Below are 26123 nucleotides of genomic sequence, written 5' to 3' on the forward strand. Positions count from 1 at the left end.
ACGGGGTGGCGGGATTTGCGTTGTTGGGGGGTAGGGATGTTACTGCTTTGGTGGGGTGGTGGTTGCGGCAGTTTGTTTCTGCTTACACGATATTCTGGAGGAGTTCCACGCGTTGGATGGCGCGTTGTACGCGGGAGTCCTGGGGGCCTCGGGTGGCTTCGTAGATGTCGCGGGAGCGCTGGTAGCATTCGAGGGCGGCGTCGTAGTCGTAGGCGGCCTGGTGCATCGCGCCGAGCTGGTAGGCGACGGCTCCGACGGATTCGTGGGTTTGTCCGTTGCGGGACTCTTCGCAGGCGAGGAGGTCTTGCAGGATCTCGATGGCGCGATTGACTTTCTTTTGTTCCTTGAGGGCCTTACAGAGACGCCCGCAGACGGCGCCGAGTGTTTCTTCGTCCATCCAGGCGCGCTTGACGTGCAGATCGAGGGCCGATTTCAGGGCGCTTTCGGCTTCCGCATGGCGGTCGAGCCGGGCCAGGGAGCGGGCGAGATAGAAGTAGTCGGGGCCCATGGCGGGTGATTCGGGCCCTTCGGCGAGCCGAAGGGTCACGATGGCTTCGTTCAGGCACTCGACGGCCTTTTCGTATGCTCGCTCTTCCATCCAGGTGCGGCCCTTCTGGCGCCAGATATTGGCCTGCTCCCGGGAGGCGCCTTTCGAGCGCGCCTTCAGAATGGAGAGGGCGTCATCGAAGGCGCGGTGGGCTTCTTCGAAGAGGGAGACTTCGCGCAGGGCCTTGCCAAGGCCTATCAGGTCTGATGCAACATGGGAATGCTGGGGGCCGTAGTCCTTGCGGTCGGCGTCGAGCGCGCGCTCATAGCAGGCGCGCGCCTCCCTGAAATTGTCTTCATCGAGCAGGCACTGGCCGAGGTTGCGCAGGAACCGCCCCAAATTGCCGCGATCGGGGTCGTCGGCGTTTTCCTCGGCCTGGATCGCCTTTTCGAAGTATTGCCTGGCGACGGGGAAGTTTTTTTCCTTGAGGAAGAGTTGGCCGAGGCCGTTCATGCTTTCCGCGACGAGCGAGTGGTTCCAGCAATAGACCTCCATGAAGACCTTAATCGCGCGCTGGTAGGCGGCCTTCGCGCCGGGAATATCGCCCATCAGTTCGAGGACCTGGCACAGGTTGCGGCTGGGCATGGTCAGCATGCTTCGGTGGGCGGGCCCGAGGGCGGCGTCCTGCGCGGGGCCGTATACGGTTTCGCAGATGTGGAAGGCGCGCTCGTAGCAGGCGTGGGCCTCCGGGTAGCGTTTCATTTCCTGCAGAATGACGCCCAGGCTGTTCACCCGCGCGGCGATCGTGGGGTGCACCTGGCCGTAGAGGGATTCGGCGAGCCGGATGGAGCGTTCGAAGGCGGCGCGGGCGGCGTCGAGTTCGCGGCAGGCGTGGAGGTAGAGCCCGACATGGTTCAACAGGAGCCCGGTGCCTTCGCGGAGGTTGGTGGATTGCTCGCTGCGCGCGGTAACGGCGTATACGTGGCGCAGGAGCATGGAACATGCGGGGATTGGGTGGCCGTATTTCGATTCCACGGGGAAGGCCTCCCGGACGACGCGCAGGGCGGTCATCAGCCAGGCGAATTGCTGGTCTTGATCGAGGAGGTCCCGGGTCGCCTCCTGGACGGCCGCGTGAATGGCGATGCTGTTCTGCTCGAACTGGACGAGGGAAAGCCGGTGCAACAGGGTGAGCGCGCGGTTGAGCGATTCGGGGTCGCTGACGCAGCCGGCCAGGCGTTTGGGCAGGAAGGGGGCTCCGTCGCAAAGCATGGCGAGGGCGATATCCTCGGTATCAAACCAGGCGCAGAGGCACATCATCTCCAGGGCGGCGGGATCGTTTTGCGAGAGGTAGCGCAGCGATCGCTGCACCACGATTCGGGTGGATTCCGTGAAACCGAGCGCGGGGGCGTTGGTTGGCGTTTTCTCTTTTTTCTTGCGGTCTTCGCGCGCGGGCAGCGCGGCGAGGTAATCTTCGAGTGAGGTGTCCGTGACCTGGCAATAGGCGCCGGCCAGGAAGATGGGCAGCGCGGCGCAGCCGAAATGGCGCACGAGGGCGCCGGTGAATTTGTCGCGCTGCTTCTGGCTGCGGTGCGCGAGGAAGAGTCCGGCCTGGGCGTGGGTGAAGGGGGGATGCTCGACCACTTCGATCGCGGCGTCTCCGAGAGGCGTGTCGCCCGTAATTAGAATCCGGCCCGTGGGCGGATCCGGGGGGAAGGCGCGGAAGACATCCGCATTGCTTGCGCCATCCACCACGAGCAGCCAGCGGAGATGGGTTTTCATCCAGGCGCGGATCGCCTCGATCTGATCTTGCAGGCGGGCCTCGTCCTTCCAGCGATCATCGAGGCGCGCGCCGGTGCGTACCAGGTCGAAGCGGGCGATGGTGGCGTCCTCGCCGTCTATCCAGAAGATGGCGTCGAAGTTGGGGCGGGCGCGGTAGGCGTAGGCCAGGGCCGTTTGCGTCGTTCCGGAGCCCCGCGGGCCGAGCAGGTGCACCATGGCGTGGCGTTGAAAGGTGTTGTGGAGTGTGACCATCAGCGACTCGCGGCCCATGAAATAGGGGTTGGGCCGCTGGCGCAGCCGCCAGAAGCGGGGGGCGGGGTATTGGGGCTGCGGGCGCGCGGCGATGCCATCGACGGGATAGGGGGTATCGATGGGATCCGAATGGCGCTTCGAGCGCATTTCCGGCACCGGGGTGTCGATATGGCCGCCGGCGTAATCCTGATCCTGTTCGTCGCTCATGGGGCGCCCCCGGCGCGCCGCGCGGGCGCGCGCCACCCGCGCACCGCCTTGCGGTGGCGGGATTCCAGTCCAGGTCTTTCAGCCGCACCGGGCACGGGCGTAGTCTCCGGGGTTTGTCCAGGCCCTCCCATCCGCCGCCTGACCTGGGTCATCCACGCTCAATGATACCGACTTTTGCCGGTCCAGTAAACTCCCACGCCTCCCGCGGGCGTTTTCCCGAGAGCGCGCCATTGTGCTAGCATGTGCGCGCGGCTGTAGCCTTTTTTCACTGGAAGGAGTAGTATGCGCTTACGCGGGTTGTTTCCGGCGATTCTGGCCGGCTATATCGGTTTGGCGGGGCTGGCGGCGTCGGATCAGGCGTTTCTCGAAGATGGATCCGTGCTGGTGGGCGCGGTGCGCGGCATGTCGGAGGGCGCGTTACGGATTGAGACGTCTTTCGGGGGAGAACTGTCGATTCCGTGGGCGCAGGTGCGCGGCCTGGCGACAGACGGGGTGATTGTCGCCGAAGGAAGCGATGGCTCCCGTCTAACCGGCCGCCTGGTGGTAACCGATGGCGCGCCGGGCGTTCTGGACGCTTCCGGCGCGACGTCTTCCCTTTCCCTGCGGGACCTGACCGCGATCTGGCCCGAGGGCGAAGCGCCGGAGCGGGAATTGGCGCCCGAACCCGCGGCCACCGTTGTGGAAGCAAAGCCCAGGGCGGCTTGGACCGGTCGCGCGGAATTGGGGCTGAACGGTCAATCGGGGAACAAGGAGCGAATCGACGTTCGCGGGGGCGTGAATCTGAATCGCGCGACGGAAACGACCCGCCTGAATCTGTATCTCCGTGGCCAGTACGCCGAGACGAACAACGATCGATCAGCCAATGAAGTGATGGTGGGCGGCCGCATTGAATGGGACTTCAGCGAACGGACCTACATGTTTGCGAAGATCGATCTGGAGCAGGATGAGTTCGAGGATCTGGAGCTCCGCACCACGATCACCACGGGCCTCGGCCACTTTTTCATCAAGCGGGAGAAGATCGAACTCAAGGGCTGGGCGGGCGCCGGCTACGAGCGCGAGATTTTCGAGAAACCCGAGCGCCAGCCCCTGCCGGCGGTGTCCTCGCTGGAGGAGGCGATCGAGGTGGCCGTGCGCCGCGAGGTGTCGCGGCGCCTGTCGGGTGGCGATCCGGACCGGATCATGAGCGAGGCGGTGGTGGAGCTGGGGTACAACTACCGGCACGATTTCGGCGCGAATTTCCGCTTCATCCACGGTCTGACTTATTATCCGTCCGTGAATGATCCCACGGGCGATTACCGGATTAACGCGGATACCTCCCTGGAGTTTCCGCTCGGGAAGGATCCGGATTGGACGTTGCGGACGGGGGTCCGCAACGAATATAACGCCATGCCGCAGGCCGGTGTGGAACGCCTGGACACATCGTATTTCCTGAACCTTGGATATAAATGGTAGGCGGCGGAATCCGCCGCACGGAGAAAGTGATTATGGGCGCGGACAATTTCTTTGCAGGTATTATTGAGGCGATTCTCGCGTTGTTTGTCGAGTTGCTCCGAATTCAGTTTTCACCGATTTTCACCCTGATCGAGCTCATTCAGCAGTTCATGATGTAGCCTTGGACCCGCGCGATCGCTTTTCCAACCGGGCCGACGATTACGATCGCTACCGCCCGGGCTACCCGCGCGCGCTGGTTTCCCTGATTGCCGAACGGTGCGGTTTGCGGCCCGGGCATTCCGTGGCGGACATCGGGTCGGGTACCGGGATTCTGACGGACCTGATATTGGAACACGGGAACCGGGTTTACGCCGTGGAGCCCAATGGCCCGATGCGCGAGGCCGCCGAACGGCGCCTGGGCGGGCGCCCGGGTTTCTTCAGCGTGGACGGCACGGCGGAGGCGACGACACTGTTGGCGTCGTCGGTGGACCTGGTTGTGGCGGCGCAGGCATTCCACTGGTTCGAGCCCCGGGCTACACGGGACGAGTTGCGGCGGATTCTTCGCGCGCCGGGGTGGGTCGCCTTGATCTGGAATGAGCGCCCGCGGCAGGCGACGGGTTTTGAGGCGGCCTACGAAGCGCTGCTGGAGCGCCACGCTATCGACTACGCGGCGGTGGACCACCGCCGTGTCGATGCCGCGCGCGTGGACGAGTTTTTCCATCCGGCGCGGGCGGAGCGGATCGTGTTGTCGAATTCCCAGTCCCTTGACCGAGCGGGGCTGGCGGGGCGCGTCCGATCGTGTTCGTATGTGCCGGCGGCCGGCGCGCCGGGCTATGGGGCCATGATGGGGGACGCCGGCGCGCTCTTCGATGAGCGCCAAGTTGGAGGTGTTGTTGTGCTGAACTATGAAACCATTATCTATCTGGGGGCGCTGCGGCCCGGCCCCGGCCGAGGCGCGCCACCCCGGGCGTGAAGGCGGCGTGGCGGCCAGTTTGTCAGGCGCGCGCGCAAAGCGTATACTGTGAGACGCCGCCGTGGATTTGCCCGGCGATCAGACGATTTCCCCACGGTGATTCCCGACGGCAGCGCCGTGGCGCTTTCGCCCCTCGGTACGAGACGCGCGCGGCGCGCGCCTGGCCGGACCCGCCGTTCCCGGCAACCCCGACCGGGTATTTGACACGCTGTTCAATACCGAGCGGAGGGAAGTCTCATGCCAGTTGTTGACCCGGGCAAGGAACGTAATGTGGGCATTGTAGGTCACGGCGGCGTCGGGAAGACGATGCTTCTGGAGCATATTCTTCACGACGCCGGCGTAACCAACCGAATGGGCAGTATCGAAGAGGGCAACACCGTCGGGGATTATCTTGAGGAGGAGCGGGAGCGGAAGCACAGCATCACGATGAAGCTGTGCCACGTGGAATGGCGCGGGGACCGGATACATTTTATCGACCATCCGGGCTACATGGACTTCCAGGGGGAGATTGCGGCGTCCACCCCGCTGATCGACGGCCTCATCATCATGGTGGACGCGACAACCGGGGTTCAGGTTGGGACGGACATCGCGTGGAAGTATGCGCAGCGCCACCGTGTGCCCCGGGCCTTTTTCGTGAACAAACTGGACCGCGAGCACACGAATTTTGACGAGGTCGTGGCCGGCCTGCGGGAGACCTACGGCAAGCAGTGCGTGCCGCTGGTGATACCGGTGGGCGAGGGCGGGAATCTCGAGCGCGTGGTGAATATCTTTGAGGGCGACACCTCCGGTATCGAAGATCAGATCGCGCGGGTGAAGGAAGCCATTGTGGACGCGGTGGCCGAAACCGACGACGCCTTGATGGAGAAATACTTCGAGACTGGCGAGCTTTCGCCGGAGGAGTTCCACCGGGGCCTGCACGACGGAATTACGGCGGGCAAGATCATGCCAATCATCGCGGGAAGCGCGATCAAGGACTTTGGCATTGACGAGCTGCTCGATGTCGTGGCGGAGTCTTTTCCGAGCCCGCTTGACCGGCATGTGGTCGCTACGAACGGGACCGGGGAATCGGTCGAGCTCAAAGTCGGCGCGGACGAGCCTTTTCTCGGCCAGGTATTCCGAAATGTGGTGGACCCGTACGTGGGCCACTTGACGTTTTTCCGCGTGCTGACGGGTACGCTCCGGTCGGATTCCGAGTTCTACAATGTGACGACCGGCGCGAAGGAGCGCACGGGGAAGATTCTGCTGCTGAACGGCAAGGAGCAGACGGTGGTCGACGCGGTGGGCCCGGGGGATCTGGCGGCGATGACAAAGCTGAAGAACACGAATTTCGGCGACACGATTGCGGCGGTGGGCTCGAATTACAGCATGCCTCCGATCTCCCTTCCCCCCTCGATGGTGAAGCTGGCCATTACGCCGAAGACCCGGGCGGACGAGGACAAGATCGGCGAGGCGCTGCACCGGCTCGCGGAGGAGGACCCGACGTTCCAGCACTTCCGCAACGAGGAGACGGGCGAACACATCATCCAGGGCACGGGCGATTTGCAGATTGAAATCATGCTCGACCGGATGCGGCGGAAGTACAACGTGGACGTCGAAACGTCGACGCCGCGGGTCGCGTACCGGGAGACGATCCGCTCCGAGGCGGAGGCCCAGGGCAAGCACAAGAAGCAGAGCGGCGGGCACGGCCAGTATGGCGACGTGCACTTGCGGCTCAAGCCCTTGCCCCGGGGCAGCGGCTACGAGTTCATCGACAGCATCGTCGGCGGGGTGGTCCCGAAGCAGTATATTCCGCACGTTGACAAGGGTGCGCAGGAGGCGCTTCAGCGCGGGGTTATCTCGGGGCATCCGGTGGTGGATGTCGCCGTCGAACTGTTTTTCGGGTCGTACCACAATGTTGATTCCTCGGAAATGGCCTTCAAGATTGCCGCGTCGCTGGCGATACAGAAGGCGGTTAAGAGCGCGCGCCCGTGCCTGCTTGAGCCCATTGTCGAACTGGCGGTGACCATTCCCGAGGAGTTCATGGGGGATATCAACGGCGACCTGAACTCCCGGCGCGGGCGCATCCTGGGCATGGAGCCGGCCGGCGCCGGCCGCCAGCGCATTCGCGCGCTGGCGCCGGAGTCCGAGGTGCTTCGCTACTCCACGGATCTGCGCAGCATTACCCACGGGCGCGGCAGCTTTGAGGTCCAGCACTCGGGCTACGACGAAGTGCCGGAGAGCATCGCGCGCGGGATTATTGAGGCGTATGAGGCTGCCCGGGCGGAAGGGAACTGATCGGAATTTCGCTCAACCCGGCGGGACCCGCGATTTATCGCGGGTCTCGTTTTTTTTTTAGGCTTTAGGCTTTAGGCTTTGGGCTTTGGGCTTTGGGCTTTGGGCTTTGTGGGTAGCAGGGACGGCAGGGACGGCAGGGACGGCTGGGACTGCTGGGACTGCTGGGACTGCTGGGACTGCTGGGACTGCTGGGGGCTTTGGGGTTATGGCTGTCGTGAGTGTTTTGGATTTCGGGTTGGGGGATGGGTGGAGTTTGTGTGTTCGGATTGAGAAAATGTGTGGGTTTGAAAATAATTGTTTTTATTGAGTTTGATGCGCCCTGCGCCGGTTTTGCCCATGACGCAAGCTGGGGAGTGTGTAATAGTGTGGGGCGGCGGGGGCGTGCTGTCAAATAAATATCCGACCCCTCAACAACGCGGGTGTGCGCGCGGTAGCGGGTCTATTGACAAGGGTTTCGAATCGCCATAGAATTTAGTCAGAGTATGTTTGTGATCTATGGTTGCGCGAAACGCTTTCATCTTGCAGAGGGGATGGAAGGGAAGCGGGGGATTCGATGCGGGGCGCAGGATTCAGACTTCCAACCGGCCGGCAAGGTGGCATTAACTATAGGAGGTAATGTATGAGCCAAATCTATCGAGGTGGTGTAGGAAAGTACTCGCAATTGGAGGCGGTCCGGAAGACATAAGGATGCCTTGGACCGCTTTCTATGAAAGGGGTTCATCCAATGAGAAAAGTTGGGTTGTGTTTGAGTGTGCTGGCGGTGGCGCTGTTTGCTTCGCAGGCATTCGCGTTTACCACCGACGGCAATTGGTCGGATTGGTTCACGTACCACGGGAATCCGAGCCTCAATGACTGGCAGCAGGGCAACTACACGCTGACCAATCTGAATATCCGGCGGCTGGCCGATGAGGAGGGTCCCACGCCGGGGGGTGGCGGGCAGCCGTTCGATATCGAGGAAATTTTCTATTTCTGGGATGACTTCGATCCGGAAGACGGCGCGAGCGGCGGCATTATTCGGGTTGGGCTCGTGACGGGCTTCAACTCGGCGGGGGTGAATGTTTCTGGAACGTGGTACTACGCGGGGGACATGTTCTTTGATTTCGGGAACACGGGCGGGTATGACGCCGCGGTCGGCGTGGGAACGGAGAACACGGTGCAGAATAATGGCGGCGCGCGCTTCGGGAATGCGTGGGGCAACTCCGGCGTCCCGAATTGGACGCTTCAGGGGGTTGTCGTTCCCGCCTATTCGGATTCGAATCCGTACCGTGTGGACGAGAACGCGCCGGGAGCGATTCCGTTTCCGGGCGCCGCGACGGTCGCCTGGGGGGGCATGGGGGTCCACAATTTCCTGGAAATCGCCCTGACCGTGGATGGCGGTATCGAGGGGATTATCACCGACGAGGACAATGGCGGTCTGGGCCTTCACTGGACGATGCTGTGCGGGAACGACGTGATCGACGTGCGCGACGATACGCCGCTGGTCCCGGTTCCCGAGCCCTCCACGGCTATCGTGCTGGGCATGGGCGTGCTGGGTGCGCTGCTCAGGGCCCGCCGTCCGGATTGCTGAGACAGCGGCTGACTGGCCAGTGCATTGTCTGGGAATAGAAAGGGCGGCGCCCGATCGGACGCCGCCTTTTTTAGGCTTTAGGCTGTGGGGTTGGGAGGGACTACAGGGACTACAGGGACTACAGGGACTACAGGGACTACAGGGACTACAGAGACGGGGGGGACGGAGGGGATGGAGGGGACGGGGGGGACGGAGGGGACGGAGGGGACGGAGGGGACGGGGGGGATGGAGGGGACGGAAGGGACGGAAGGGACGGAGGGGACGGAGGGGACGGCGGGGACCGGTGGGGACGGCGGGGAAGGCTCTTCGGGGGACTCAGGGGCTGGAAGAGGGCGGGGCGTGTAGTGGGTTGGTGTCAGACGAAGCTGCGGGCGAGGGTCTCGAAGAGCAGGTGCCAGCCGTCCGCAAGGACGAACATGATGATCTTGAAAGGGAGGGACACGAAGATGGGGGGGAGCATCATCATGCCCATGGCCATGAGGGTGCTGGCGACGACCATGTCGATGATGAGGAAGGGGATGTAGATAATGAAGCCGATCATGAACGCGGTGGTGAGTTCGCTGAGTATGAACGCGGGGACGAGGACGTGGGTGGGGACTTCGTCGCGGGTGGCGGGGCGGGGCAGTTCGGCGATGCGCTGAAAGAGGGCGATGTCCTTGGGCCGCGTCTGGCGGAACATGAACTCGCGGAGGGGCTGGATGGCGGCTTCCATGGCTTCCGCGCCTTCGAGGGTTCCGGCGAGGTAGGGTTGGAGCGCGTTTGTGTTGACCTGCTGGTAGGTGGGGGTCATGATGAAGAAGGTGAGGATGAGGGCGAGGCCCACGAGCACCTGGTTGGGCGGGGTCTGCTGGGTGGCCATGGCCTGCCGGAGGAAACCCAGCACGACGATGATCCGCGTGAAGGAGGTCGTCATGACGAGGATGGCGGGGGCCAGGGAGATAACCGTGATCAGCAGGACCACGGCGAGGGAGGTTTCGGCATTCTCGCGGCTGGTCAGGTTGCGCGCGGCGCCCGCGATGTCGATTCCCGAATCCGTGGCGGGGGTGACCTGGGCGGCGGCGGGAACGGCGAGCAGGAAGCATACCAGCGCCAGGCCGGCGAGCGCGGCGCGGACGGGTCGGCTACTCGCGGGCACGGGCGCTGTCCTGGAAGTATTTCTTGAGGCGTTGCAGGTCGCCCTTGAGCGAGTCAATATCCTGATCAACCGCGGGCGCGGCGGGCATGGAATCCTGGACGGATCGCAACTGATCGAGGAAGGAGGCCCCGCTTTCCGGCGCTTCGGCGCGCGCCGCGGCGAGGTCCGGCTCCACGTCGAAATCCGCCGCGTCGAATTGCTGGAGGAGGTTGACGGTGTGCTGCGTGACGCCGATGACGAGCACCTGATCGTTTGTGCGCACGAAATGCAGCGAGGCCTGCGGGGAAAGCGCGACGCGGCCGATGACCTGGGCCAGTTTCTGTCCGGCAACGATGGGCGTACGCCGCCCGAGGCGTCGGGTCAGGTAGACGAGCAGGAAGAATATGCCCAGGACGGCGCACAGCGCGAAGAGCGCGTTCATCAGCGCCGAGACGGGGGAAAAGCCGGCTTCCCCGGGCGCCGGGGCCTCGGGCGGGTCCGGGGCGGCGGCGGCGGGATCTTCGCGCATGAATGCGCCGACCGCGTCGAGCAGGGGGTCGCCGGTTGGGGATTGATCGCCGGCTTGATCGGGGTTGGCGCTGTGCTGGCCGTCGCCGCCGCCGCTCTCCACGCCCGACAGCTGGGGCAGATTCACCTTTGGCGGGGCGGTCTGCCCGAACTCGTCGAGCGCCGGAGCTCCCGCCGCGAACGCGAGCGCCGCCATGTATGCCGCCACGATCATGGCCATCGCCCTACGCATAGCCGCCATCCCGCTCCGCGAGGCCGACGATTTCGGCGATGCGCACATGAAGCGAATCTACGAGTACGACCACCTCGCCCTTGCCAAAGGGAACATCGTTGATATAGATGTCGGCCAATTCGCCCGCGATTTTGTCGAGGGTCAGGATCGAGCCTTTTTGCAGTTCGAGCACATCGCGCACCGTGACCGCGCACTGGCCAAGGTCGGCGGAGATGTCGAGCGTCACCTCGCCGAGGTCGCCAATTTCCAGATGCTCCTGCGCGGGGGAACCCTGGGTCAGTTCCTCGTCGAAAGCGTGATCCGACGTGTCTCGTTCTTCGTTTGGCATCGCCGTCCTATCCGAGGTCCATAATGGCGAATTTGAGGTACATGGCCTTCAAGACGCTCAGTTGCGCGTTTGGCGCCATGCGCTTGAGCAAAATGTTTGATCGCTGCCGGATCTGTTCGAGGATGCTGTTTTGCACGAGCGGGTCGTTCAATTCTCCCCGTGTCCGGCCCTGATGGGCGCTGAGGATTTCAGCGGCGAAGTATTCCTTTCTCCCGGGCTCGCTGATCAGCGCCGCGGTCTGGCCGTCGGCGCAGGAGAGCGCCACCTGAAGAATCAGCAGCGGAGCGACAAGATCCGGGTCTTCGGTGAGGACGGAGACGTTCATATCGTCGAAGACGACCGTGCCCATCGATGGTGGAAAGGGAGGTATATCGTCGGCGCTGCCGGTTTCGGCGGGGGCGGGTGGCGAGAGGCGCGGCTTCAGGAGCGCCATGTAGGCCGCCACGCCGATCACCGCGGGGACGAGCACCGCGACGGCCAGAAGGATGAGGTTTTTGATGAGCGGCGAGGACTTCTTCTCGGCCTCGTTTTCGGGTGTCTGGTCTTCGGCCATGGGGGATTACCTCAACTCATCCAGTTCGGCGGGGGAGAGCGGTAAATCGGTCCGCTGCCCTTCCGTGTCCAGCCCTTGTAATAGCGTATTCAAGCGGGCCTTGTCCAGCAGCCCGCGAACGTAGATCTCGACCCGCCGGTTGGCCGCGCGGCCCTCCTCGGTGGCATTGGTGGCCATGGGCTGGGTTGCGCCCATTGCGTGAATCTCAAACTGGTTGACCGGAAGCCCCCCGGAGATGACCATCTGTTCGGTCACACTGTGGGCGCGCTCGTAGCTCAGGTCGTAGTTGTCCCGGAATCGGGCGGTGGAGGCCAGCGGGGTGGTGTCCGTGTGGCCCTGCACCTCGAAAAAGCTCTCGGGCAATTCGGCGAGCACGGCGGCGATATCGCGGATCACGGGAATGGCCGCCGGCCGGAGGGCCGCTTCGCCCGGCTCGAAAAGCAGGCTTGCGGGCAGGTTTATCTTGATGCCGCCGAGGGCGTCAAAGTCGACGCGCACCTTGCGTTCCAGTCCGCGCACCTGCAATTGCCGGCGCAGTTTGCGGGCGGCCTGCTGCGCCTCTTCGTTCTGGCGCCGCGGCGGCTTGGGCAACGGGGCCACGAAGTGGGACGAGCGCGGGAAGGGGCGGAATCCTCCTTCGAGCGACATGAGGGCTTCCTTGAACTTGTCCTCGCTGATGGTCGAAAAGGACAGCAGGAGTACGAAGAAGGTGAGGAGGAGGCTCATCATATCCGCGAAGGTGGCCATCCATGCCGGGGCGCCGGGCGGTGGGCATTTACATTTCTTCCTGGCCATATCACCGGCCGCCGCGGCCGCCAACCACGATTCGCTCGCGGATAGCCGGCGATACAAAAGCCTTGAGCTTCTGTTCGACCACACGGGGATTGTCCCCGGACTGAATGCTCAGGATGCCCTCGATTACGACCTCTTTCTGGAGCAGTTCGGTGGCGGTGCGCACTTTCAATTTCCCGACGCACGGCAGGAAGACGAGATTGGCAAGCACGGCGCCGTAGAGGGTGGTGAGCAGGGCGACGGCCATGGCGGGGCCGATCTGGGAGGGGTCGGCCATGTTGGCGAGCATCTGCACGAGGCCGATGAGGGTGCCGATCATGCCGAAGGCGGGCGCGAAGGCGCCGGCGGACTCTAGAATGGACGATCCCATATTGTGGCGGTCTTCCATGAAGGCGATTTCGGTTGTGAGGATGTCCTTGATGAGCTCGGGGGCGGTGCCGTCGATGGCGAGCTGGACGCTCTTGCCCAGGAATTCGTCGCCGGCGTCGGAGACGTGGCTTTCGAGGGCGAGGATGCCTTCGCGGCGCGCAATGGTGGCGAACTCCACCATTTTCTTGATGAGCTCCTCGGTCTGAAGGTCGCGGCTGAAAAAGGCGTTCTTCAGGACGCCCACAACGCCGACGACCTGGGACATCGGAAAGTTCACAAGCACCGCCGCGGTCGTTCCTCCGAGCACCACAACGAAGGAGGGAATATTGATGAAGATGCCGAGCGGCCCCCCGAGCACAATGGTAATCAGGATCAGGAGAAAGCCAGCCACCAAACCGATGAGTGTTGCGAGGTCCATACCCTGTGCCTTGTGATCGGCGAATGCATGCCGCGCCGATGTTGGGGTTCCCGTTCCGTGCCGTATTCTAACACCCGGCCCATGAGGGCGTCCATCAGCGGCGGCGCGGCCCGCCACCGCGCCGTGCGGGCGTCGGTGGCGGGGCGTTCATGCGCGGCTAGCGGACGAGGTTCACGGCTTCCTGAAGGAGCGTGTCGGCCGCGGTGATGGTTCGGGAGTTGGCCTGGAAGGCCCGTTGCGTAATGATCAGTTCGCTGAATTCGGTGCCCAGATCGACGTTGGAACTTTCGAGCACGCCGCCATTCACGGAGCCGCGCCCGCCGGTGCCCGGCGTTCCAATCTGCGCCAGGCCGGAGGCCGGCGATTGGCGAAAGGCGTTGTTTCCTTCGCGGGTCAGCCCCCCAACGTTCGCGAAGGCCGCCAGCGCCACCTGGGCGATAACGCGGGTCCGGTCATTGGTGAAGACGCCGATTATCTGCCCGTTTGCGCCAATGCTGAAGCTCTGGAGCACGCCGAGGGGAAAGCCGTCCTGGCTGTTGAGCGTGATATTGCTCGGGGGCTGGGCGGCGGGATCCGCGGCGGGGTCCACGGGCGGGGTGAGCTGGGTTATGGTGGAAAAGTCGAGCGTTATCGCGAGGGGATCGACGGGCATGGTTGGTTCGCTGCCCAGGTCGGCGGCGGTTATGCTGATGGCGCCGGTTTCGCTCCCGGCCTGGACCGTGCCGTCGGTGTCAAAGGTCAGCGTGCCGGATCCGACGGTCGCTGGTCCACCGCCGTTGTCGAAGGTGGCTTCCCAGGTCCACTCGTTGGGGTTGGGGGTCTTGGTGAAGGTCAGTTCGACGTTGCGGGCTGTTCCGAGGGAGTCGAAGACCTCGATATTCCGGACGACGAACTCGCCGTCGCGCGTGCGCGCGTTCAGGTTGCCGACGATCTCGGCTTCGGTGGTGGCGCTTGCGAAACCCGCCTGTCCGAGGGGGATCGTAATGTCGCCGGGAATGGTGTTGACGGCATCGATTACGCCGGCTGGCGAGGCGGTATAGCCCTGGACGCGCAGGCCGGTCGCGGGGTCGATCAGGGTCCCCACGGAATTGATGGTAAAGGAGCCGTCGCGCGTGTAGACGCTGGTGAGTCCATCGCTGAGGATAAAGAAGCCGTTGCCCTGTATCGCCAGATCGGAGTTGATGCCGGTGGTGACGAGCGAGCCCTGGCCGTGGTTTACATCGATGCTGGCGACCTGTACGCCGAGGCCCACCTGGCGCGGGTTGGTTCCGCCGAACTGCCCCGCGGGCGCGGAGGGGCCGCTGAGCGTCTGACTGAAAAGGTCCTGAAACAGGATGCGGGAGCTGCGATAGCCGGTGGTGTTCACGTTTGCGATGTTGTTCGCGACAATATCGAGTTTGGTCTGCTGGGCCTTCAGCCCGGTGACCGCGGTGAAAAGTGCTCTACCCATGGTTGAACTCCTGAAAGCCGCGCCCTGGGGCCGGCCGAATACGGACACCGGGGTGTCCTGGTGGTGGAAGAATAACGGGCCACGAGGGCCATTGAGCGGGATTGTCTATTCGGACGCCGTTTCGTTGCCTTCGCCCGCGGTTTCGGGCGCCGCGCGAGACACGGACATGACACCGCTCATTGGCAGGATCTGGCCGTCGACGTTGAGCATGACGATACTCCCATCAAGGTAGACCGAATTGACCGTGCCGGTAATCGGCTGCCCGCCGGAGTTCAGACCCTCGACGTACGTTCCCAGCATGCCCTGCGCCGAGATGAAGTTCAGCTGGTCAATGTTTCCGGCCAGGGCCTCGAAGCGCCCGTTCAGCTTTTCCATCTGCTCCAGCGAAGAGAACTGCGCCAATTGCGCGATCATCTCGCCATTGTCGACGGGATCGAGCGGGTCCTGGTTTTGCAATTCCAGCACGAGCAACCGCAGGAAGGCGTCGCGCCCGAGTTCGTTGGACGGAAGGGCGGGGGCCGGCGCCGCCGGTGATGTGGACGCGGCCTGCTTTGTGTGCGGGTGCTGCCGCGCAAGGGATGCGACCTTGGCGCGGTAGCTGGACGTGATCGCCGCCGCCGCGTCCTGGCGCTGCTTGTGGGTCACGTTCAGGTTGCCCAGGGCATTGGCGCGGAATGAGATCAATGCGTTCATCAGAAGACCTCCATGGTCAGGCTAGAATATTGAGCGCGGTCGCCCCGGGAGCGGGGCCGGCGTCGCGCGTTTCGGCCCGGGGCCTGGCCTCGGGCGCCGGGGGCTCTTCCTGGGAGCCCGGTGCGTATCGCGGCGCGCTTTCCTGGCGGTAGGGCGATTCCCGGCCGCCCGCGCCGGCGTCCACGGTGACGTTGTTCAGGTTCAGGCCCTGCTTTTGAAAGGCCTGCCGGAGATCGGCCATCTGGCTGTCCAGCGCATCGCGGACCGTCGCGCTGGCCGCGATCATGCGCACGCGGAGGGTGTCTCCCGCGCCGTGGATCTCAATGCGCAGCTCGCCCAGGTGCTCGGGCACGATCCGAAGCCGCATGCTTCGCGCGCCCTCCTGCTGCATCAAGTGCACCTGCTGGACAAGCTCTCCGGGCAGGTTGGCCAGCGGGATTCGGGGCGGGGTGGCTGTGTCGGTCCTTACGCCGGCGATATCCATGGCTCCGGCGCGCGGCGTGGGGGCCGGGAGCGGGGCCTCTTCGGCGGGCGCCGTCGCGCCGCTTTCTCGGGGCATATCCAGCGCGCTTTCCGCCTCCAGGGATAGTGGGGCGGCATCCCTGGGGGCCATTTCGCGGAGCACGCTTTCGGCCAGCAGGGCGTTGAGCGTTTTCGGCAGGGGCGGCGGCGCGTCATCGGGCGCCGGATCGGCTTCAATTTCCACATCCGCCGCGAGGGCCGGGCCGGGCGACTTTTCGGCTGATGTTGCCGCGGCGTGGCCCGGAGGTGCGGATGTATTTGAAGGGGCCTCGGCTTGAAGCAGGGGCGCGGTGCTGACTGTGTCGGGGCTTTCGAGGGCGGGCTGCGTCACGGGCGCGTCCGTAGCCCTTGCGGGCGCGGCTGCCTCGGCGGTGGTGTCGGCGGGGGCCGTTTCGGCACCTTCCGGCAACGGTGTATTGACGTTCGTGAGCGCCTCACCGGACTCAGCGTTCTCGGAATCTGTGGGATCACGCAGGGCATCCGGCGTTTCCGCGGAATCGGGCGTCTCGTTCGTGTCCGCTGTGCTGGTCGCGGCCTCGGACGCGGCGTCGGAATCTTGTGCGGCTCCAGTGCGCCCGGCGTCGTGGGAAGGGGCGGGAGTACGGGCCTCCGGCGATGGCGCGGAATCGTCCCGGGGGGCGTCCGGCGCCTGGCCGGGTGCGCGGAGGTCGGGTCCGGTATTGAGCCTGGTCAGGAGCTCGAAGAATCCACCCGCTCCGGGCGCGTAGGCGTAGGCGCCGGGGCGTTTGACGGCCTCCAGGGCTTCATCGCGTCGCATATCGGTGGATACGTTCATTTTGGGGTTTCCTTTTGAGCGGGCGGTTGACACAGCGGGCGCAGCGCAGGCTTTGGTCGCGACCCGTTTTTTTTGAACCGCGAATTAACGCGAATGGACACGAATGGAAGAATTGTCGTTCTGCGCTGGGATTCCGACGCTGTATTCACGGCATCAACGGGCCGTTCGAAATTGCCGTTCACGCTGTCTCAGGCTGGAAGCCTAAGCCACGTTGGCGGGCGTTGAACGTTTGGGGTGGAAGGGCTGGTGGCCGGTTGTACTGGCGGAGTTGGGTTGTTTCACGGCGGGCACACGAATCCGCCTGTGGCGGAATCGCGTGTCACGGGTTTCGTTTCAGCCGCGGATTGCCGGTTGTACTGTTGGACTGGGGTTGTTTCACGGCGGGCACACGAATCGGCGGCGCGGAATCGCGTGGCACGGTGTGTGGTTGCCGGGGTGCGGGCGGCGTGCGGCGGCTAGGGGCGGTCGCGCATTTCCTTGAGGACGCGGGCGGCGGTCTCTGTGGCCATGGCGTCGAGGATGTTGCCCCGGGTCTTGTCCTTGACGTTCAGGAGGATTTCGGCGGCTTCGTTTGTGGGCATGGTTTCGAGCGTTCGGGCGGCGTTTTCGGCGTCCATGCCCTCGATGGTGATCGCGATTGTTTTCAATTGCGCCTGCCGGTTTTCGGACGCGGCGTCGTAGGATTGGTTTATGCTGTCGTGCAGCGCCTGTAACTCGGCGCGCATCCGATCGAGGTCGCTTTCCCGCTGTACCAGTTGCTTCTCGCGTTCATCGAGCGCGATACGCCGCGCGTCGAGGTCTTTCTCGCGCTGGTTGAGCTGCCTGGCGAGGGTGTTCAGGGCCGGGCCGGCCGCTTCCTGGGCCTCGCCGCGCTCGGCCTGGGCCCGGGCGTAGCCTTCGCGGTCGGTTATCGCGAGAACGGCGTCCTGAATGGTATACCCGCTCCGCATGAGGACGGCCGCGACGGTGGCGGCAAAGGAAATGACGCCGACGCATGCGAATAGGATTAGTTTGGCCATTTCGATACACTTCCCGGTTCGGTCTCGGGCTCCGGTTCGGCGTTGCGCGCGGCATAGAGGGTTGCGGTTTCGTCGAGAATCTTCTGTTCCATATGCCGGCGGTGCGCCCGGTATGCGGCGTGGCGCCGGACGTGCAGTTTCTCCGCGACGCGCCTTGACCGTGTCGCGGCTTCGAGTTTACCCAACTCCTCCGTCTCGCGTTGGCGCAGGTCCCGTATTTCGGCGTCCTTCCGATCTCGGAGGTGGGCCACGTGCCGCTCGTATTGATAATAGCCCCGGACCTCATCGGCATCAAATTGCGCGCGCATGGTTGCGCCGGCTTCGTTGAGGGCCGACTGGCGGGCCACTTCCAGCCCGGTGCGTTCGCGGAGGGCCTGCTGTATTGCGCCGCGTATCGCCGCGACGGCCTGCGCCTGGCGGTTCTCCGCCTGCGAGCGTATTCGCAGGATAACCTTGTATCGGTCCGGATCGCGCATTTGTCAGCGGTTCCTTACCAGTTGTGACAGGCCGTGTACCGTCTCGGCGAAGGTGGTTGTTTCCTTGAGGCCCTGGCGGAGGAATCGGTTGAACTCCGGCATGGACTGGATGGCGGTGTCCACTTCGCGGCTGCTGCCCGGCACGTAGGCGCCGATATTGATCAAATCCTCGTTGTCGCGGTAGGCCGCCAGCAGTTCGCGCAGGCGCGCGGCCCAGCGCTGATGGTTGTCGTCACAGACTTCGCTCACCACGCGGCTAACACTGCCGAGCACATCGATGGGGGGGTAGTGGCCCCGTCCCGCAAGATCGCGGGAGAGGGCGATGTGCCCGTCGAGGATGGAGCGCACCGTGTCGCCGACCGGATCGTTCAAGTCATCGGCTTCAACCAGCACGGCGTAGAAGCCGGTGATGCTGCCGGTTTCGGCGTTGCCCGCGCGTTCTAGCAGGCGGGGGAGCATGGCGTAGACCGAAGGGGGATAGCCGCGGGTGGTGGGCGGCTCGCCGATCGCGAGCCCGACCTCGCGCTGCGCCATGGCCACGCGGGTGACGGAGTCCATAATGAGCATGACATTGGCCCCCTGATCGCGAAACCATTCGGCGATGGCCGTTGCGATGAGGGCTCCGTTGAGGCGCAGCAGGGCGGGTTCGTCGGAGGTGGCGACGACGACGACGGAACGGCGCAGGCCCTCGATGCCGAGGTCGCCCTCGATGAATTCGCGCACCTCGCGCCCGCGTTCGCCGACGAGCGCGATAACGTTCAGGTCGGCGTTGGTATTCCGTGCGATCATGCCGATGAGCTTGCTCTTGCCGACGCCGCTTCCGGAGAGGATGCCGACGCGCTGGCCCCGCCCGCAGGTGAGGCAGCCGTCGATGGCGCGGACGCCGGTGGCGATCGGGCTGAGTATGCGCTGGCGCGAGAGCGGCGCGGGCGGATCGCGGTGCAGCGGGGCCTTCGCTTCGTGGTTGAGGGGGCCCTGGCCATCGATGGGGGACCCGTTGCTCCCGATCACGCGCCCGATCAGCCCGTGGCCCACGGGGGTGGTATGGGGGGCGTGGGTCGGCCGAACGCGGCATCCCGGGCCGATGCCGCGCATCGTGCCCAGGGGCATGAGGAGGATCCGGTCCTTCCGGAATCCGACGACCTCGACGGGCACGGGGGGCGCGCCGTTTTCGGGCTCGACGAAACAGTGATCGCCGATTTGCATCGATGGTCCGGAGGCTTCAATGGCGAGTCCCACGACATCGGTGATGCGGCCCGAGGTCACCAGTGGCTCGCAGCCTTCGGCGCGCTGGCGGTAGGGGCTGAGGTCGATCATGGCCCGGTCACTCCGTAAGGGCATCCAGCACCTGGGCGAGCAGCGTTTCGAGGCGCGCGTCCACCTCCATCTCCTCCGAGCGCGCGATACAGCCGCCGGGCTCGACGGCGTCGCTGGCCACCACGTGCAGGTTCTCGACGCCGGACACGCTCTCGAGCAGGGTAATCTCGTGCATCCGGATGGCGTCGAAATCCTCGGGGTTGACGAGGAGGGTAACGGTGTATTGCCCCGCCAGGCGGCTCAGGGCGCGCCGCGCGGTCTGCTGGACGAGACTTGGGTCGGTGCGGATCTCGCGATCGAGCACGCGCCGGACGAGGAGCTTGACCAGGTCGACGACCTGCGGCTCCAGGGTGCTCAGAAAGTCCTCGTGGGCTTCGCGGAGGGACTCGGCGGCGGCTTCCAGGGCCTCGGCGCTTTTGGCGATCGACGCGAGAAATCGTTCGCGTCCAGCCTCCGTACCGCGCGCCAGGCCCTCCTGGTACGCCTGCTTCACTTTTTCCTCGGCGTCGAAGCGGGCTGCCTCCATGATTTCCTGGCGGATCTGTTCCGGGTCGAAGGGCAATTCGACGGCGGTGTCCGGCTCTTCGGGGGGCGCGGGATCGGGGGCCTCGGGGAATTCCTCGAGGGATTCCCGCCCATAGGGCGTCACGCCGCCCGTTTCCGATCGTATGAATTTGAGCACGCGTGCCAAAACGTCAACCTTTCCGCGCGGTTTCGTGGCCGGCGCGCTAGACGAGGATCTCGTCGGCGTCGCCACCGCCGCGGCCCGAAATGACTACGTCGCCCGATTCTTCCAGGCGGCGGATGACGGCCACGATCTTCTGCTGCGCCTCTTCGACATTGCGCATGCGCACCGGGCCCATGAACTCGATTTCTTCCTTGATCATTTCGCGCGCGCGCTCGGACATGTTGCGGTAGACCTTGTTCGCCACTTCCTCGGTGGAAGCCTTGAGCGCGAGCGCGAGGTCCTTGCTTTCCACTTCGCGCAAGGTCTTCTGGATGCCGGCGTCGTCCACGTAAATGATATCGTCGAAAGTGAACATGAGCCGCGCGATTTCGTCGGCCAGTTCCGGGTCGCGCTCCTCGAGGTCCGCCATGATGGTTTTCTCGGTGGCGCGCTCGATCATATTGAGGATTTCGGCGACATCCTTCACGCCGCCGGCGAAGGTAAAGCCCTGGCTGAAGACGGCGGCCATCTTCCGCTCCAGGACGCGCTCCACCTCGCGCACGATCTCGGGCGCGGTGCGGTCCATCGTCGCGATCCGGATGATGACATCGGACTGGACATCGGGCGGCAGGGCCGAGAGGATAATGGAGGAGGTCGCGGGATTCATGTGCGCGAGAATCAATGAAATCGTCTGCGGGTGCTCGTCCTGGATGAAGCTGCAAATCTGCGAGGGGTCCGCCCGTTTCAGAAATTGAAAGGGGACCTCCTGCAGGCTGCTCTGGAGGCGGTTGAGCACTTCGAACGCGCGTTCGCTGCCGAAGGACTTCTCCAGCAGGCTCTTGGCGAACTCGATGCCGCCCTGGGCCACGTAGCGCTTGGCCACCGCCATTTCGTAGAACTCGTCGAGCACGGCGGACTTGCTGTTGGCGTCGACCGTGCCGAGGCTGGAGAGATCGAGGGTGAGCTGGTCGATCTCGTCGTCCGAAAAGCAATTCAGCACCCGGCTGGCGTTGTCGGGGCCGAGGCAGGCGAGCAGCACAGCCGCCTTCCGGCGCCCGTCCATGGCGGCGGGTTCTTTTTTGGGTGGCTGGGCCGTTGTTCTACTCCTCGTCTTCTTCCATCATCCAGCTGCGCAGCAGCGCGGCCACGGCCTCGGGATCTTCCATCGAAAGGCGGGCGATATCGGCCGCGACTTCCTGGCGCCGCATGTCTTCGAGCGTGGCTTCCGGAATTTCCTTGACGGGCTGCTCCATTCTTTCGTCGGACGGGTAAATGATCGATTTGTTCAGCGCCCAGCGCACGAGGAAGAGGCCGGCGAAGATGGCGGCCAGCAGCAGCGCGGCATTTATCCAGCGCTGGCGATCGGCGCGCATCTCCGAGGCTTCCCGGTGCTGCAATGCGGCCGCGACGGCGGTCACGCCCGCCGATACGTAGGGGTGATCCGTGATCTGCACGTCCGCTTCGGCGTTTTCCGAGGCGACGGCGCTCTGGGCGATACTCAGGCAGGCGAGGCGCGTTTTTTCGTCCAGCCCGGTGTACTGGCTGGTTTCGTTTCCGGCTTCGTCGGTGACGGTCTCGCTTTCGCCCTGCACCACGAGCGCTACCTTATATCGTACCACATTGCCGGGGTCGGTCCGGACCGTCCGGGTTGTCCGGCTGGGCTCGTGATTCACCAGCGTTTCGCGCATTTCGTCGTTCGTCTGCGTGCCGCCCGGGGCGGCGGCGGCTTCCGGGACGTTCTGGAAGGCGCCGGGGGCGCCTTCGGGAAGCCGCTCGGTGGAGGTGATGGTCTGGCGCGTGTCGAGTTCGCTCAGGGGCGTGCCCTCGCTCACCAGGCTCTCCATGGTTTCGATTTCGTCGAAATCGATTTGCGCGCCGACCGTCACGGTCCCATACACGCCCAGGCGGTCAAGCCTTTCCTGGATCTTGCGCTCGATGCGGGACTCCACGGTGTCCTGGTATTCGATCTTGTCGTTCGCAATCGATGCGAAGCGCGAGTCCGCCGGCAGGTGAAGCGCTTTGCCGTCGGTGGTGGCCACGGTGATATTCCCGGGGTTGAGGTTCGCCCCGCCCGCGCGGCTCACCATGCTCACGATGAGCTTGGTTTCGAGGGGGGAGACGGGGCGCTTCACGGAAAGGACCACGGTGGCCTCCGAGGGAATCTGCTCTTCGATGAAGTACTTGTTGTCGGCTTCGCGGATGAAGACGTTGGCGAATTCCACAAAGTCCAGGGAGGAAAGCTGTTTTTCGAGTTCGCCCTGCACCGCCCGCATGTAGTTGACGTTGTTGAACCACTGGTTGGACATGAAGTCCGGGCTGGTGAAAAGTTCTTCGAATCCGGAAGGTATACTGCGTCCCACGGGCAGGTTGTTCTGCTCGAGCAGGAGGAGCATGCGGCCGCGATCTTTCGGGAGCACGTGAATCGAGCGGGAGGTTTCGTCGAGCTTGTAGGGCGTTCGCTGCTCTTCGAGGAGCGCGATGGTTTGCGAAATCTGCTGGGCGCTCAGGTTGTCCGCCAGGGTGATGTAGCGCGTTTCGACGCCGCTGAAGGTGATGTAGAAAATGGGCGCCGCCACGAGGAGGCCCACGCAGACCAGCATCACCTTCGCGTTGAGGGAGAGCTGCCGCCAGGCATCGCTGACCTGCGCGCCGGTCTGGCGCATGAAGTCGATAAAATCCGCGAATCGCATTCGTCTACCCTGTTCCTGTCGTTGCGGGCGCGAACCCGCACACCAAACCGCAGCCGCCCGCCCGGGATCGCATCCCGCGCGGCGACCTGTTGCGCCTGGCGCCGTCCCCCTGGACGACGGATTAGGAACCCACCCGCGCGATACTGGCCCGCACGGCGGATCGCGTGAATGGAGACGATACCGCATGGCGTTGCGCGGCGGCTGTTCCCAAGCAGGCCGCCGGCGGCAATGCGGTAGCGTGATTCAAATGTAACCTCCGCGCAACGGGGCCGGGAATGCTCCCGGGTCCCGAAGTGGGCTTACTGGACCGCCCGGCGTCCCGCCGTGGCGAAAACCCGCATCCGTGCGGCGTGGCGTCCCGTAAACACCAACGGAAGAAGCGGCGGCCGGGTGGGCCGCGCCTCTTCACGAGCATAAACGATTCAAAATGGGGAGCGGCGCGCTAAATCTGCATCCGCATGATTTCCTCGTAGGCCGTCATGACCTTGTTCCGGACGGTCATCATGGTCTGGAAGGAGACATCGGCCTTCTCGACGGCGATCATGGCCTCCGAGACATCCTTGATTTCGCCGGAAACCACCTGTTTGATGGTGGTGTCGGCTTCGTTTTGCAGCTGCCGCACTTCGGTAATGGCGTCGGCGAGAAAGTCCTGGAACGAGCGCGCTTCCGTCCCGGCGGGCTGGGCCTGCGGGGGGCGCGGCGTACGGGCGCTGATTTCCGGCGGTTGAAGGCCGGCGCCCGGTGTTCTCAAGGGATCAATCATGAATTCCAGTACTCTCAGTACCTGGCCTATGCCTCAGACAGGAACATCGAAGTCCCTGTGTTCAATTACTGTTGCAGAATTTCCAGCGCCCGCTGCCTCATCTGGCGCCCGGAAGTGATCACGGCGATGTTGGCTTCGTAGGCCCGCTGCGCCGAGATAAGATTCACCATTTCCACGGCCATGTTGATGTTGGGGTAGGCCACCATCCCGTCTTCGTTGGCGTCGGGGTGCTGGGGATCAAACACCATCCGGAAGGGGGAGGTGTCGCGGATAATCCGCTTTACCCGCACGCCGAGCCGCTCCGGATTGGCGCCCGGGCGGATTTCGTCGCCCCGGAGGATGACGAGTTGCCGCCGGAAGGCGCCGCCCTCGGGGGTTCTTGTCGTTTCGGCGTTGGCGACGTTGTTGGCGATGATATTCATCCGCGCGCGCTGGGCCCGGAGCCCGCTTGCGGCGATGTCGGTGGCGGAGATTTTGTCAATATTCATACCGCCGCTCCTACCGCGCCAGGCTCTGCAACATGGACTTGGTCATTTCAAATTTCTTGCCGAGTAACCGTGCGTAAGTGGTGTACTCACCGGTATTTCGCGACAGTTTCATAATCTGATCGTCGAGGTCGACCTTATTGTAGTCATTCTTTGACAAAATTGCAAGACGTTCGAAATCCAGACGGTGCGTTTCGTGGTCGAGATGGCGGGGTCGGGTCGTGCGGAGGGTGACTCCGCCCCGGCCCTCGACCATGGAACGCAGCGTCCGTTCGAAGTCGAGCTCCGTGGGGGTGTAGTGGGGGGTGTCGACGTTGGCGATGTTGTTGGCGATGAAGCGGTGGTTCTGCTCCCGCACTTTCATGGCCTGAATCAGCAACGTGCTGGTGTCTACCCCGGCGTACGCACCCATGGTTTTCGGTCGCTCCGTTTCGGTTACCTGAGTGTGGAGGAGCAAGTTTCGTGCCAGTGGGGTATACGGGCTGGATGTCGCGAATGCCGGGGGTTCTGGCGCGGGAGGGGGGAGGTGGGGCTTCGGGACCCGGCAAGAATTGCCCCCGTCCGGGCCTAATCTGCCGGGGAGTGCGCTGGATCGTCGGTCCTGGGCATGCGCTCCAGGACGAAGGCGAGCGCGGCCCGGGTGTCCTCGTAGTTGGTGGCGTGGCCGCCGTCGGGGCGATGAATGTGGAGCACGATGGCGCCGATCTTCTGGAGGATGCCGGCGAGGCGCGCGACGCTGTCCGGCGGGACGGCGGTGTCCCGGCCGCCGGTGGTAAGTGCGACGGGCATGGTGAAGGCGAGGGGCCAGTACTCGGCGCTGCGCCGGTGGTATTCGACGGGGATTTCGTGCTTTGCGCCGCCGAAGGACTCCGCGATGGCCTCCTGGAAGTTCTCGTATTCGAGGTGGTTCGCCGTGGCGTTCAGGGCGACGACGCCATCCACGAGATCGGGGTGGAGGGCGGTGAAGGTCAGGGCGGATGAGCCGCCCATCGAGCCGCCGCAGAGCAAGACCCGTTCGATGCCGAACTCCGATTTGAGCAGCGCGATGAGTTGCGCCAGATCCGCTTCCGCCGCCGGGCCCATCCAGGAGGTTTTCGCGCGGTAGTCGGGCGAGACGAAGAATATGCCGGCTTCGGCGGCGGCGTCCCGCGCGGCGCGGCATTCGTCGCGCGGGTGCATTGCGAACTGCATGCGGTCGGCGCCGTGGCCGTGGAGGGCGATGAGGAGGTCGCGGCGATCGCCGGGGCGGTGCGCCTCGGGTGTCAGGAGGATGTAGCGCTGGGTGGACCCATCCCAGGTTGCGGTGAAGGCGCGGTCGACCGGCGCGCGGAAGCCCGGGGCGGTTTCTGCGTGGAGCGTCAGCGGCGCCAGGGCGCAGAGGGCGGCGAGGGCGTGGCGGTGAAGCGAGGGAAGCATTGGGAGGGCCTTTGCGGGGTGGGGTTTATTCGGGGATGCCGGGGAGCGGCAGGATCTCAGCCGCCAGCGCATCGCCTTTCAGGGAGAGCCGCCCGACGGTGACAGGCAGAGAAAAACGCCGGGGCCCCGCGCTGCCGGGATTGAAATAGAGGACCTCGGGCGTTTCGGTGATTTCGGGCTTGTGCGAGTGGCCGAAGATGACGGCGTTGAAGCCGGCGGCGGCGGGGTCCAGCGCGAGATCGGCGAGAATGTGGAGCACGTAGATCAGTTTGCCGCGCCAGCGCACGACGGCATCGTGCGGGAGCGCCGCGCCGAAGGGGCCGTGGTCGGTGTTGCCCCGGACCGCGTGCACCGGGGCGATGGCCGCGAGGCGATCGAGGATGCGCTGGTCGCCGACGTCTCCGGCGTGGATGATGAGGTCCGCGCCCTGGAGCGGTTCGAGGGCTTCCGGGCGGAGGAGGCCGTGGGTGTCGGAGATGACGCCGATAAATGGGGGCATGGCGGCGGTATCCTTACTCAGTGAGG

26 protein-coding genes are annotated in these 26123 nt (G+C 64.5%); 5 read left to right on the forward strand and 21 right to left on the reverse strand.

The features are described from left to right. Nucleotides 1–82: 82 nt before the first annotated feature. A complete protein-coding gene (locus tag KF886_25680) occupies nt 83–2725 on the reverse strand; it encodes a tetratricopeptide repeat protein (protein ID MBX3180753.1) in 2643 nt (880 codons plus the stop codon). 282 nt (nt 2726–3007) lie between these two features. Between KF886_25680 and KF886_25685 the strand changes: the two genes are divergently transcribed. The 5 genes from KF886_25685 to KF886_25705 all read left to right on the forward strand — a co-directional run bounded on the left by KF886_25685 (nt 3008) and on the right by KF886_25705 (nt 8970). Then, complete coding sequence (locus KF886_25685) at nt 3008–4177, forward strand: DUF481 domain-containing protein (GenBank protein ID MBX3180754.1); 1170 nt, start codon at nt 3008–3010, stop codon at nt 4175–4177. Next, entirely contained in the window at nt 4171–4335 is a 165-nt protein-coding gene (locus KF886_25690) for a hypothetical protein (protein MBX3180755.1), read from the forward strand. Before KF886_25685 ends, KF886_25690 begins: the two co-directional genes overlap by 7 nt. A gap of 2 nt (nt 4336–4337) precedes the next feature. Next, nucleotides 4338–5129 (forward strand): class I SAM-dependent methyltransferase, encoded by a 792-nt coding sequence (locus tag KF886_25695; GenBank protein MBX3180756.1) that lies wholly within the window; start codon nt 4338–4340, stop codon nt 5127–5129. 237 nt (nt 5130–5366) lie between these two features. After that, complete coding sequence (fusA, locus tag KF886_25700) at nt 5367–7403, forward strand: elongation factor G (protein MBX3180757.1); 2037 nt, start codon at nt 5367–5369, stop codon at nt 7401–7403. Between the two features lie 724 nt (nt 7404–8127). Further along, nucleotides 8128–8970: a PEP-CTERM sorting domain-containing protein gene (locus tag KF886_25705; protein ID MBX3180758.1), complete on the forward strand. Its 843-nt coding sequence runs from the start codon at nt 8128–8130 to the stop codon at nt 8968–8970. A 355-nt stretch (nt 8971–9325) separates the two neighbouring features. On the opposite strand, the gene fliP is transcribed toward KF886_25705, so the two are convergent. The 20 genes from fliP to KF886_25805 all read right to left on the reverse strand — a co-directional run bounded on the left by fliP (nt 9326) and on the right by KF886_25805 (nt 26097). Continuing rightward, nucleotides 9326–10063 carry a flagellar type III secretion system pore protein FliP gene (fliP, locus tag KF886_25710; protein MBX3180759.1) on the reverse strand — a complete coding sequence of 246 codons (738 nt, stop codon included), beginning with the start codon at nt 10061–10063 and terminating at the stop codon, nt 9326–9328. 28 nt (nt 10064–10091) lie between these two features. Next, nucleotides 10092–10844, reverse strand: a complete 753-nt coding sequence (locus tag KF886_25715) for a FliO/MopB family protein (protein ID MBX3180760.1) — start codon at nt 10842–10844, stop codon at nt 10092–10094. Beyond that, nucleotides 10837–11172: a FliM/FliN family flagellar motor switch protein gene (locus tag KF886_25720; protein ID MBX3180761.1), complete on the reverse strand. Its 336-nt coding sequence runs from the start codon at nt 11170–11172 to the stop codon at nt 10837–10839. The genes KF886_25715 and KF886_25720 overlap by 8 nt, the downstream gene beginning before the upstream one ends. Before the next feature lie 7 nt (nt 11173–11179). Then, complete coding sequence (locus KF886_25725; GenBank protein ID MBX3180762.1) at nt 11180–11725, reverse strand: hypothetical protein; 546 nt, start codon at nt 11723–11725, stop codon at nt 11180–11182. A gap of 6 nt (nt 11726–11731) precedes the next feature. Further along, entirely contained in the window at nt 11732–12520 is a 789-nt protein-coding gene (locus tag KF886_25730) for a flagellar motor protein MotB (GenBank protein ID MBX3180763.1), read from the reverse strand. A gap of 1 nt (nt 12521) precedes the next feature. Continuing rightward, the gene (locus tag KF886_25735; GenBank protein MBX3180764.1) at nt 12522–13304 is read right to left on the reverse strand and encodes a MotA/TolQ/ExbB proton channel family protein; all 783 of its coding nucleotides are present in this window, start codon (nt 13302–13304) and stop codon (nt 12522–12524) included. 157 nt (nt 13305–13461) lie between these two features. Then, a complete protein-coding gene (locus KF886_25740; protein MBX3180765.1) occupies nt 13462–14754 on the reverse strand; it encodes a flagellar hook protein FlgE in 1293 nt (430 codons plus the stop codon). A 105-nt stretch (nt 14755–14859) separates the two neighbouring features. Beyond that, nucleotides 14860–15447 (reverse strand): hypothetical protein, encoded by a 588-nt coding sequence (locus tag KF886_25745; protein ID MBX3180766.1) that lies wholly within the window; start codon nt 15445–15447, stop codon nt 14860–14862. Between the two features lie 16 nt (nt 15448–15463). Further along, complete coding sequence (locus KF886_25750; GenBank protein ID MBX3180767.1) at nt 15464–16765, reverse strand: flagellar hook-length control protein FliK; 1302 nt, start codon at nt 16763–16765, stop codon at nt 15464–15466. Between the two features lie 455 nt (nt 16766–17220). Further along, complete coding sequence (locus KF886_25755; protein ID MBX3180768.1) at nt 17221–17784, reverse strand: hypothetical protein; 564 nt, start codon at nt 17782–17784, stop codon at nt 17221–17223. Then, nucleotides 17772–18260, reverse strand: a complete 489-nt coding sequence (locus KF886_25760; GenBank protein MBX3180769.1) for a hypothetical protein — start codon at nt 18258–18260, stop codon at nt 17772–17774. The genes KF886_25755 and KF886_25760 overlap by 13 nt, the downstream gene beginning before the upstream one ends. A 3-nt stretch (nt 18261–18263) precedes the next feature. Then, a complete protein-coding gene (locus tag KF886_25765; protein MBX3180770.1) occupies nt 18264–19577 on the reverse strand; it encodes a FliI/YscN family ATPase in 1314 nt (437 codons plus the stop codon). Between the two features lie 7 nt (nt 19578–19584). Beyond that, nucleotides 19585–20268 carry a hypothetical protein gene (locus KF886_25770; GenBank protein MBX3180771.1) on the reverse strand — a complete coding sequence of 228 codons (684 nt, stop codon included), beginning with the start codon at nt 20266–20268 and terminating at the stop codon, nt 19585–19587. Between the two features lie 37 nt (nt 20269–20305). Beyond that, nucleotides 20306–21307 carry a flagellar motor switch protein FliG gene (gene fliG / locus KF886_25775; protein ID MBX3180772.1) on the reverse strand — a complete coding sequence of 334 codons (1002 nt, stop codon included), beginning with the start codon at nt 21305–21307 and terminating at the stop codon, nt 20306–20308. Nucleotides 21308–21344: 37 nt separating this feature from the next. Further along, entirely contained in the window at nt 21345–22934 is a 1590-nt protein-coding gene (fliF, locus tag KF886_25780) for a flagellar M-ring protein FliF (protein MBX3180773.1), read from the reverse strand. 442 nt (nt 22935–23376) lie between these two features. Continuing rightward, nucleotides 23377–23697 (reverse strand): flagellar hook-basal body complex protein FliE, encoded by a 321-nt coding sequence (gene fliE, locus KF886_25785; GenBank protein ID MBX3180774.1) that lies wholly within the window; start codon nt 23695–23697, stop codon nt 23377–23379. 65 nt (nt 23698–23762) lie between these two features. Next, nucleotides 23763–24185 carry a flagellar basal body rod protein FlgC gene (gene flgC, locus KF886_25790; protein MBX3180775.1) on the reverse strand — a complete coding sequence of 141 codons (423 nt, stop codon included), beginning with the start codon at nt 24183–24185 and terminating at the stop codon, nt 23763–23765. A 10-nt stretch (nt 24186–24195) separates the two neighbouring features. Next, entirely contained in the window at nt 24196–24594 is a 399-nt protein-coding gene (gene flgB / locus KF886_25795) for a flagellar basal body rod protein FlgB (GenBank protein ID MBX3180776.1), read from the reverse strand. Nucleotides 24595–24749: 155 nt separating this feature from the next. Continuing rightward, nucleotides 24750–25598 carry an alpha/beta fold hydrolase gene (locus tag KF886_25800; GenBank protein MBX3180777.1) on the reverse strand — a complete coding sequence of 283 codons (849 nt, stop codon included), beginning with the start codon at nt 25596–25598 and terminating at the stop codon, nt 24750–24752. A 25-nt stretch (nt 25599–25623) separates the two neighbouring features. After that, nucleotides 25624–26097 (reverse strand): metallophosphoesterase family protein, encoded by a 474-nt coding sequence (locus KF886_25805; GenBank protein MBX3180778.1) that lies wholly within the window; start codon nt 26095–26097, stop codon nt 25624–25626. Nucleotides 26098–26123 lie beyond the last annotated feature (26 nt).

Source organism: Candidatus Hydrogenedentota bacterium, assembly GCA_019637335.1.
GTDB lineage: Bacteria > Hydrogenedentota > Hydrogenedentia > Hydrogenedentales > JAEUWI01 > JAEUWI01.

What these genes read in the sequence shown, in the direction of transcription:
- fliF (MBX3180773.1), bottom strand. Translation starts at nt 22,934, where the DNA reads ATGCGATTCGCGGATTTTATCGACTTCATGCGCCAGACCGGCGCGCAG.
- KF886_25760 (MBX3180769.1), bottom strand. Translation starts at nt 18,260, where the DNA reads ATGCGCGATCCGGACCGATACAAGGTTATCCTGCGAATACGCTCGCAG.
- KF886_25755 (MBX3180768.1), bottom strand. Translation starts at nt 17,784, where the DNA reads ATGGCCAAACTAATCCTATTCGCATGCGTCGGCGTCATTTCCTTTGCC.
- KF886_25765 (MBX3180770.1), bottom strand. Translation starts at nt 19,577, where the DNA reads ATGATCGACCTCAGCCCCTACCGCCAGCGCGCCGAAGGCTGCGAGCCA.
- KF886_25750 (MBX3180767.1), bottom strand. Translation starts at nt 16,765, where the DNA reads ATGAACGTATCCACCGATATGCGACGCGATGAAGCCCTGGAGGCCGTC.
- KF886_25730 (MBX3180763.1), bottom strand. Translation starts at nt 12,520, where the DNA reads ATGGCCAGGAAGAAATGTAAATGCCCACCGCCCGGCGCCCCGGCATGG.
- KF886_25705 (MBX3180758.1), top strand. Translation starts at nt 8,128, where the DNA reads ATGAGAAAAGTTGGGTTGTGTTTGAGTGTGCTGGCGGTGGCGCTGTTT.
- fliE (MBX3180774.1), bottom strand. Translation starts at nt 23,697, where the DNA reads ATGATTGATCCCTTGAGAACACCGGGCGCCGGCCTTCAACCGCCGGAA.
- KF886_25740 (MBX3180765.1), bottom strand. Translation starts at nt 14,754, where the DNA reads ATGGGTAGAGCACTTTTCACCGCGGTCACCGGGCTGAAGGCCCAGCAG.
- KF886_25805 (MBX3180778.1), bottom strand. Translation starts at nt 26,097, where the DNA reads ATGCCCCCATTTATCGGCGTCATCTCCGACACCCACGGCCTCCTCCGC.
- KF886_25715 (MBX3180760.1), bottom strand. Translation starts at nt 10,844, where the DNA reads ATGCGTAGGGCGATGGCCATGATCGTGGCGGCATACATGGCGGCGCTC.
- KF886_25690 (MBX3180755.1), top strand. Translation starts at nt 4,171, where the DNA reads ATGGTAGGCGGCGGAATCCGCCGCACGGAGAAAGTGATTATGGGCGCG.
- fusA (MBX3180757.1), top strand. Translation starts at nt 5,367, where the DNA reads ATGCCAGTTGTTGACCCGGGCAAGGAACGTAATGTGGGCATTGTAGGT.
- KF886_25745 (MBX3180766.1), bottom strand. Translation starts at nt 15,447, where the DNA reads ATGAACGCATTGATCTCATTCCGCGCCAATGCCCTGGGCAACCTGAAC.
- KF886_25735 (MBX3180764.1), bottom strand. Translation starts at nt 13,304, where the DNA reads ATGGACCTCGCAACACTCATCGGTTTGGTGGCTGGCTTTCTCCTGATC.
- KF886_25680 (MBX3180753.1), bottom strand. Translation starts at nt 2,725, where the DNA reads ATGAGCGACGAACAGGATCAGGATTACGCCGGCGGCCATATCGACACC.
- flgB (MBX3180776.1), bottom strand. Translation starts at nt 24,594, where the DNA reads ATGGGTGCGTACGCCGGGGTAGACACCAGCACGTTGCTGATTCAGGCC.
- fliG (MBX3180772.1), bottom strand. Translation starts at nt 21,307, where the DNA reads ATGGACGGGCGCCGGAAGGCGGCTGTGCTGCTCGCCTGCCTCGGCCCC.
- KF886_25685 (MBX3180754.1), top strand. Translation starts at nt 3,008, where the DNA reads ATGCGCTTACGCGGGTTGTTTCCGGCGATTCTGGCCGGCTATATCGGT.
- flgC (MBX3180775.1), bottom strand. Translation starts at nt 24,185, where the DNA reads ATGAATATTGACAAAATCTCCGCCACCGACATCGCCGCAAGCGGGCTC.
- KF886_25800 (MBX3180777.1), bottom strand. Translation starts at nt 25,598, where the DNA reads ATGCTTCCCTCGCTTCACCGCCACGCCCTCGCCGCCCTCTGCGCCCTG.
- KF886_25720 (MBX3180761.1), bottom strand. Translation starts at nt 11,172, where the DNA reads ATGCCAAACGAAGAACGAGACACGTCGGATCACGCTTTCGACGAGGAA.
- KF886_25725 (MBX3180762.1), bottom strand. Translation starts at nt 11,725, where the DNA reads ATGGCCGAAGACCAGACACCCGAAAACGAGGCCGAGAAGAAGTCCTCG.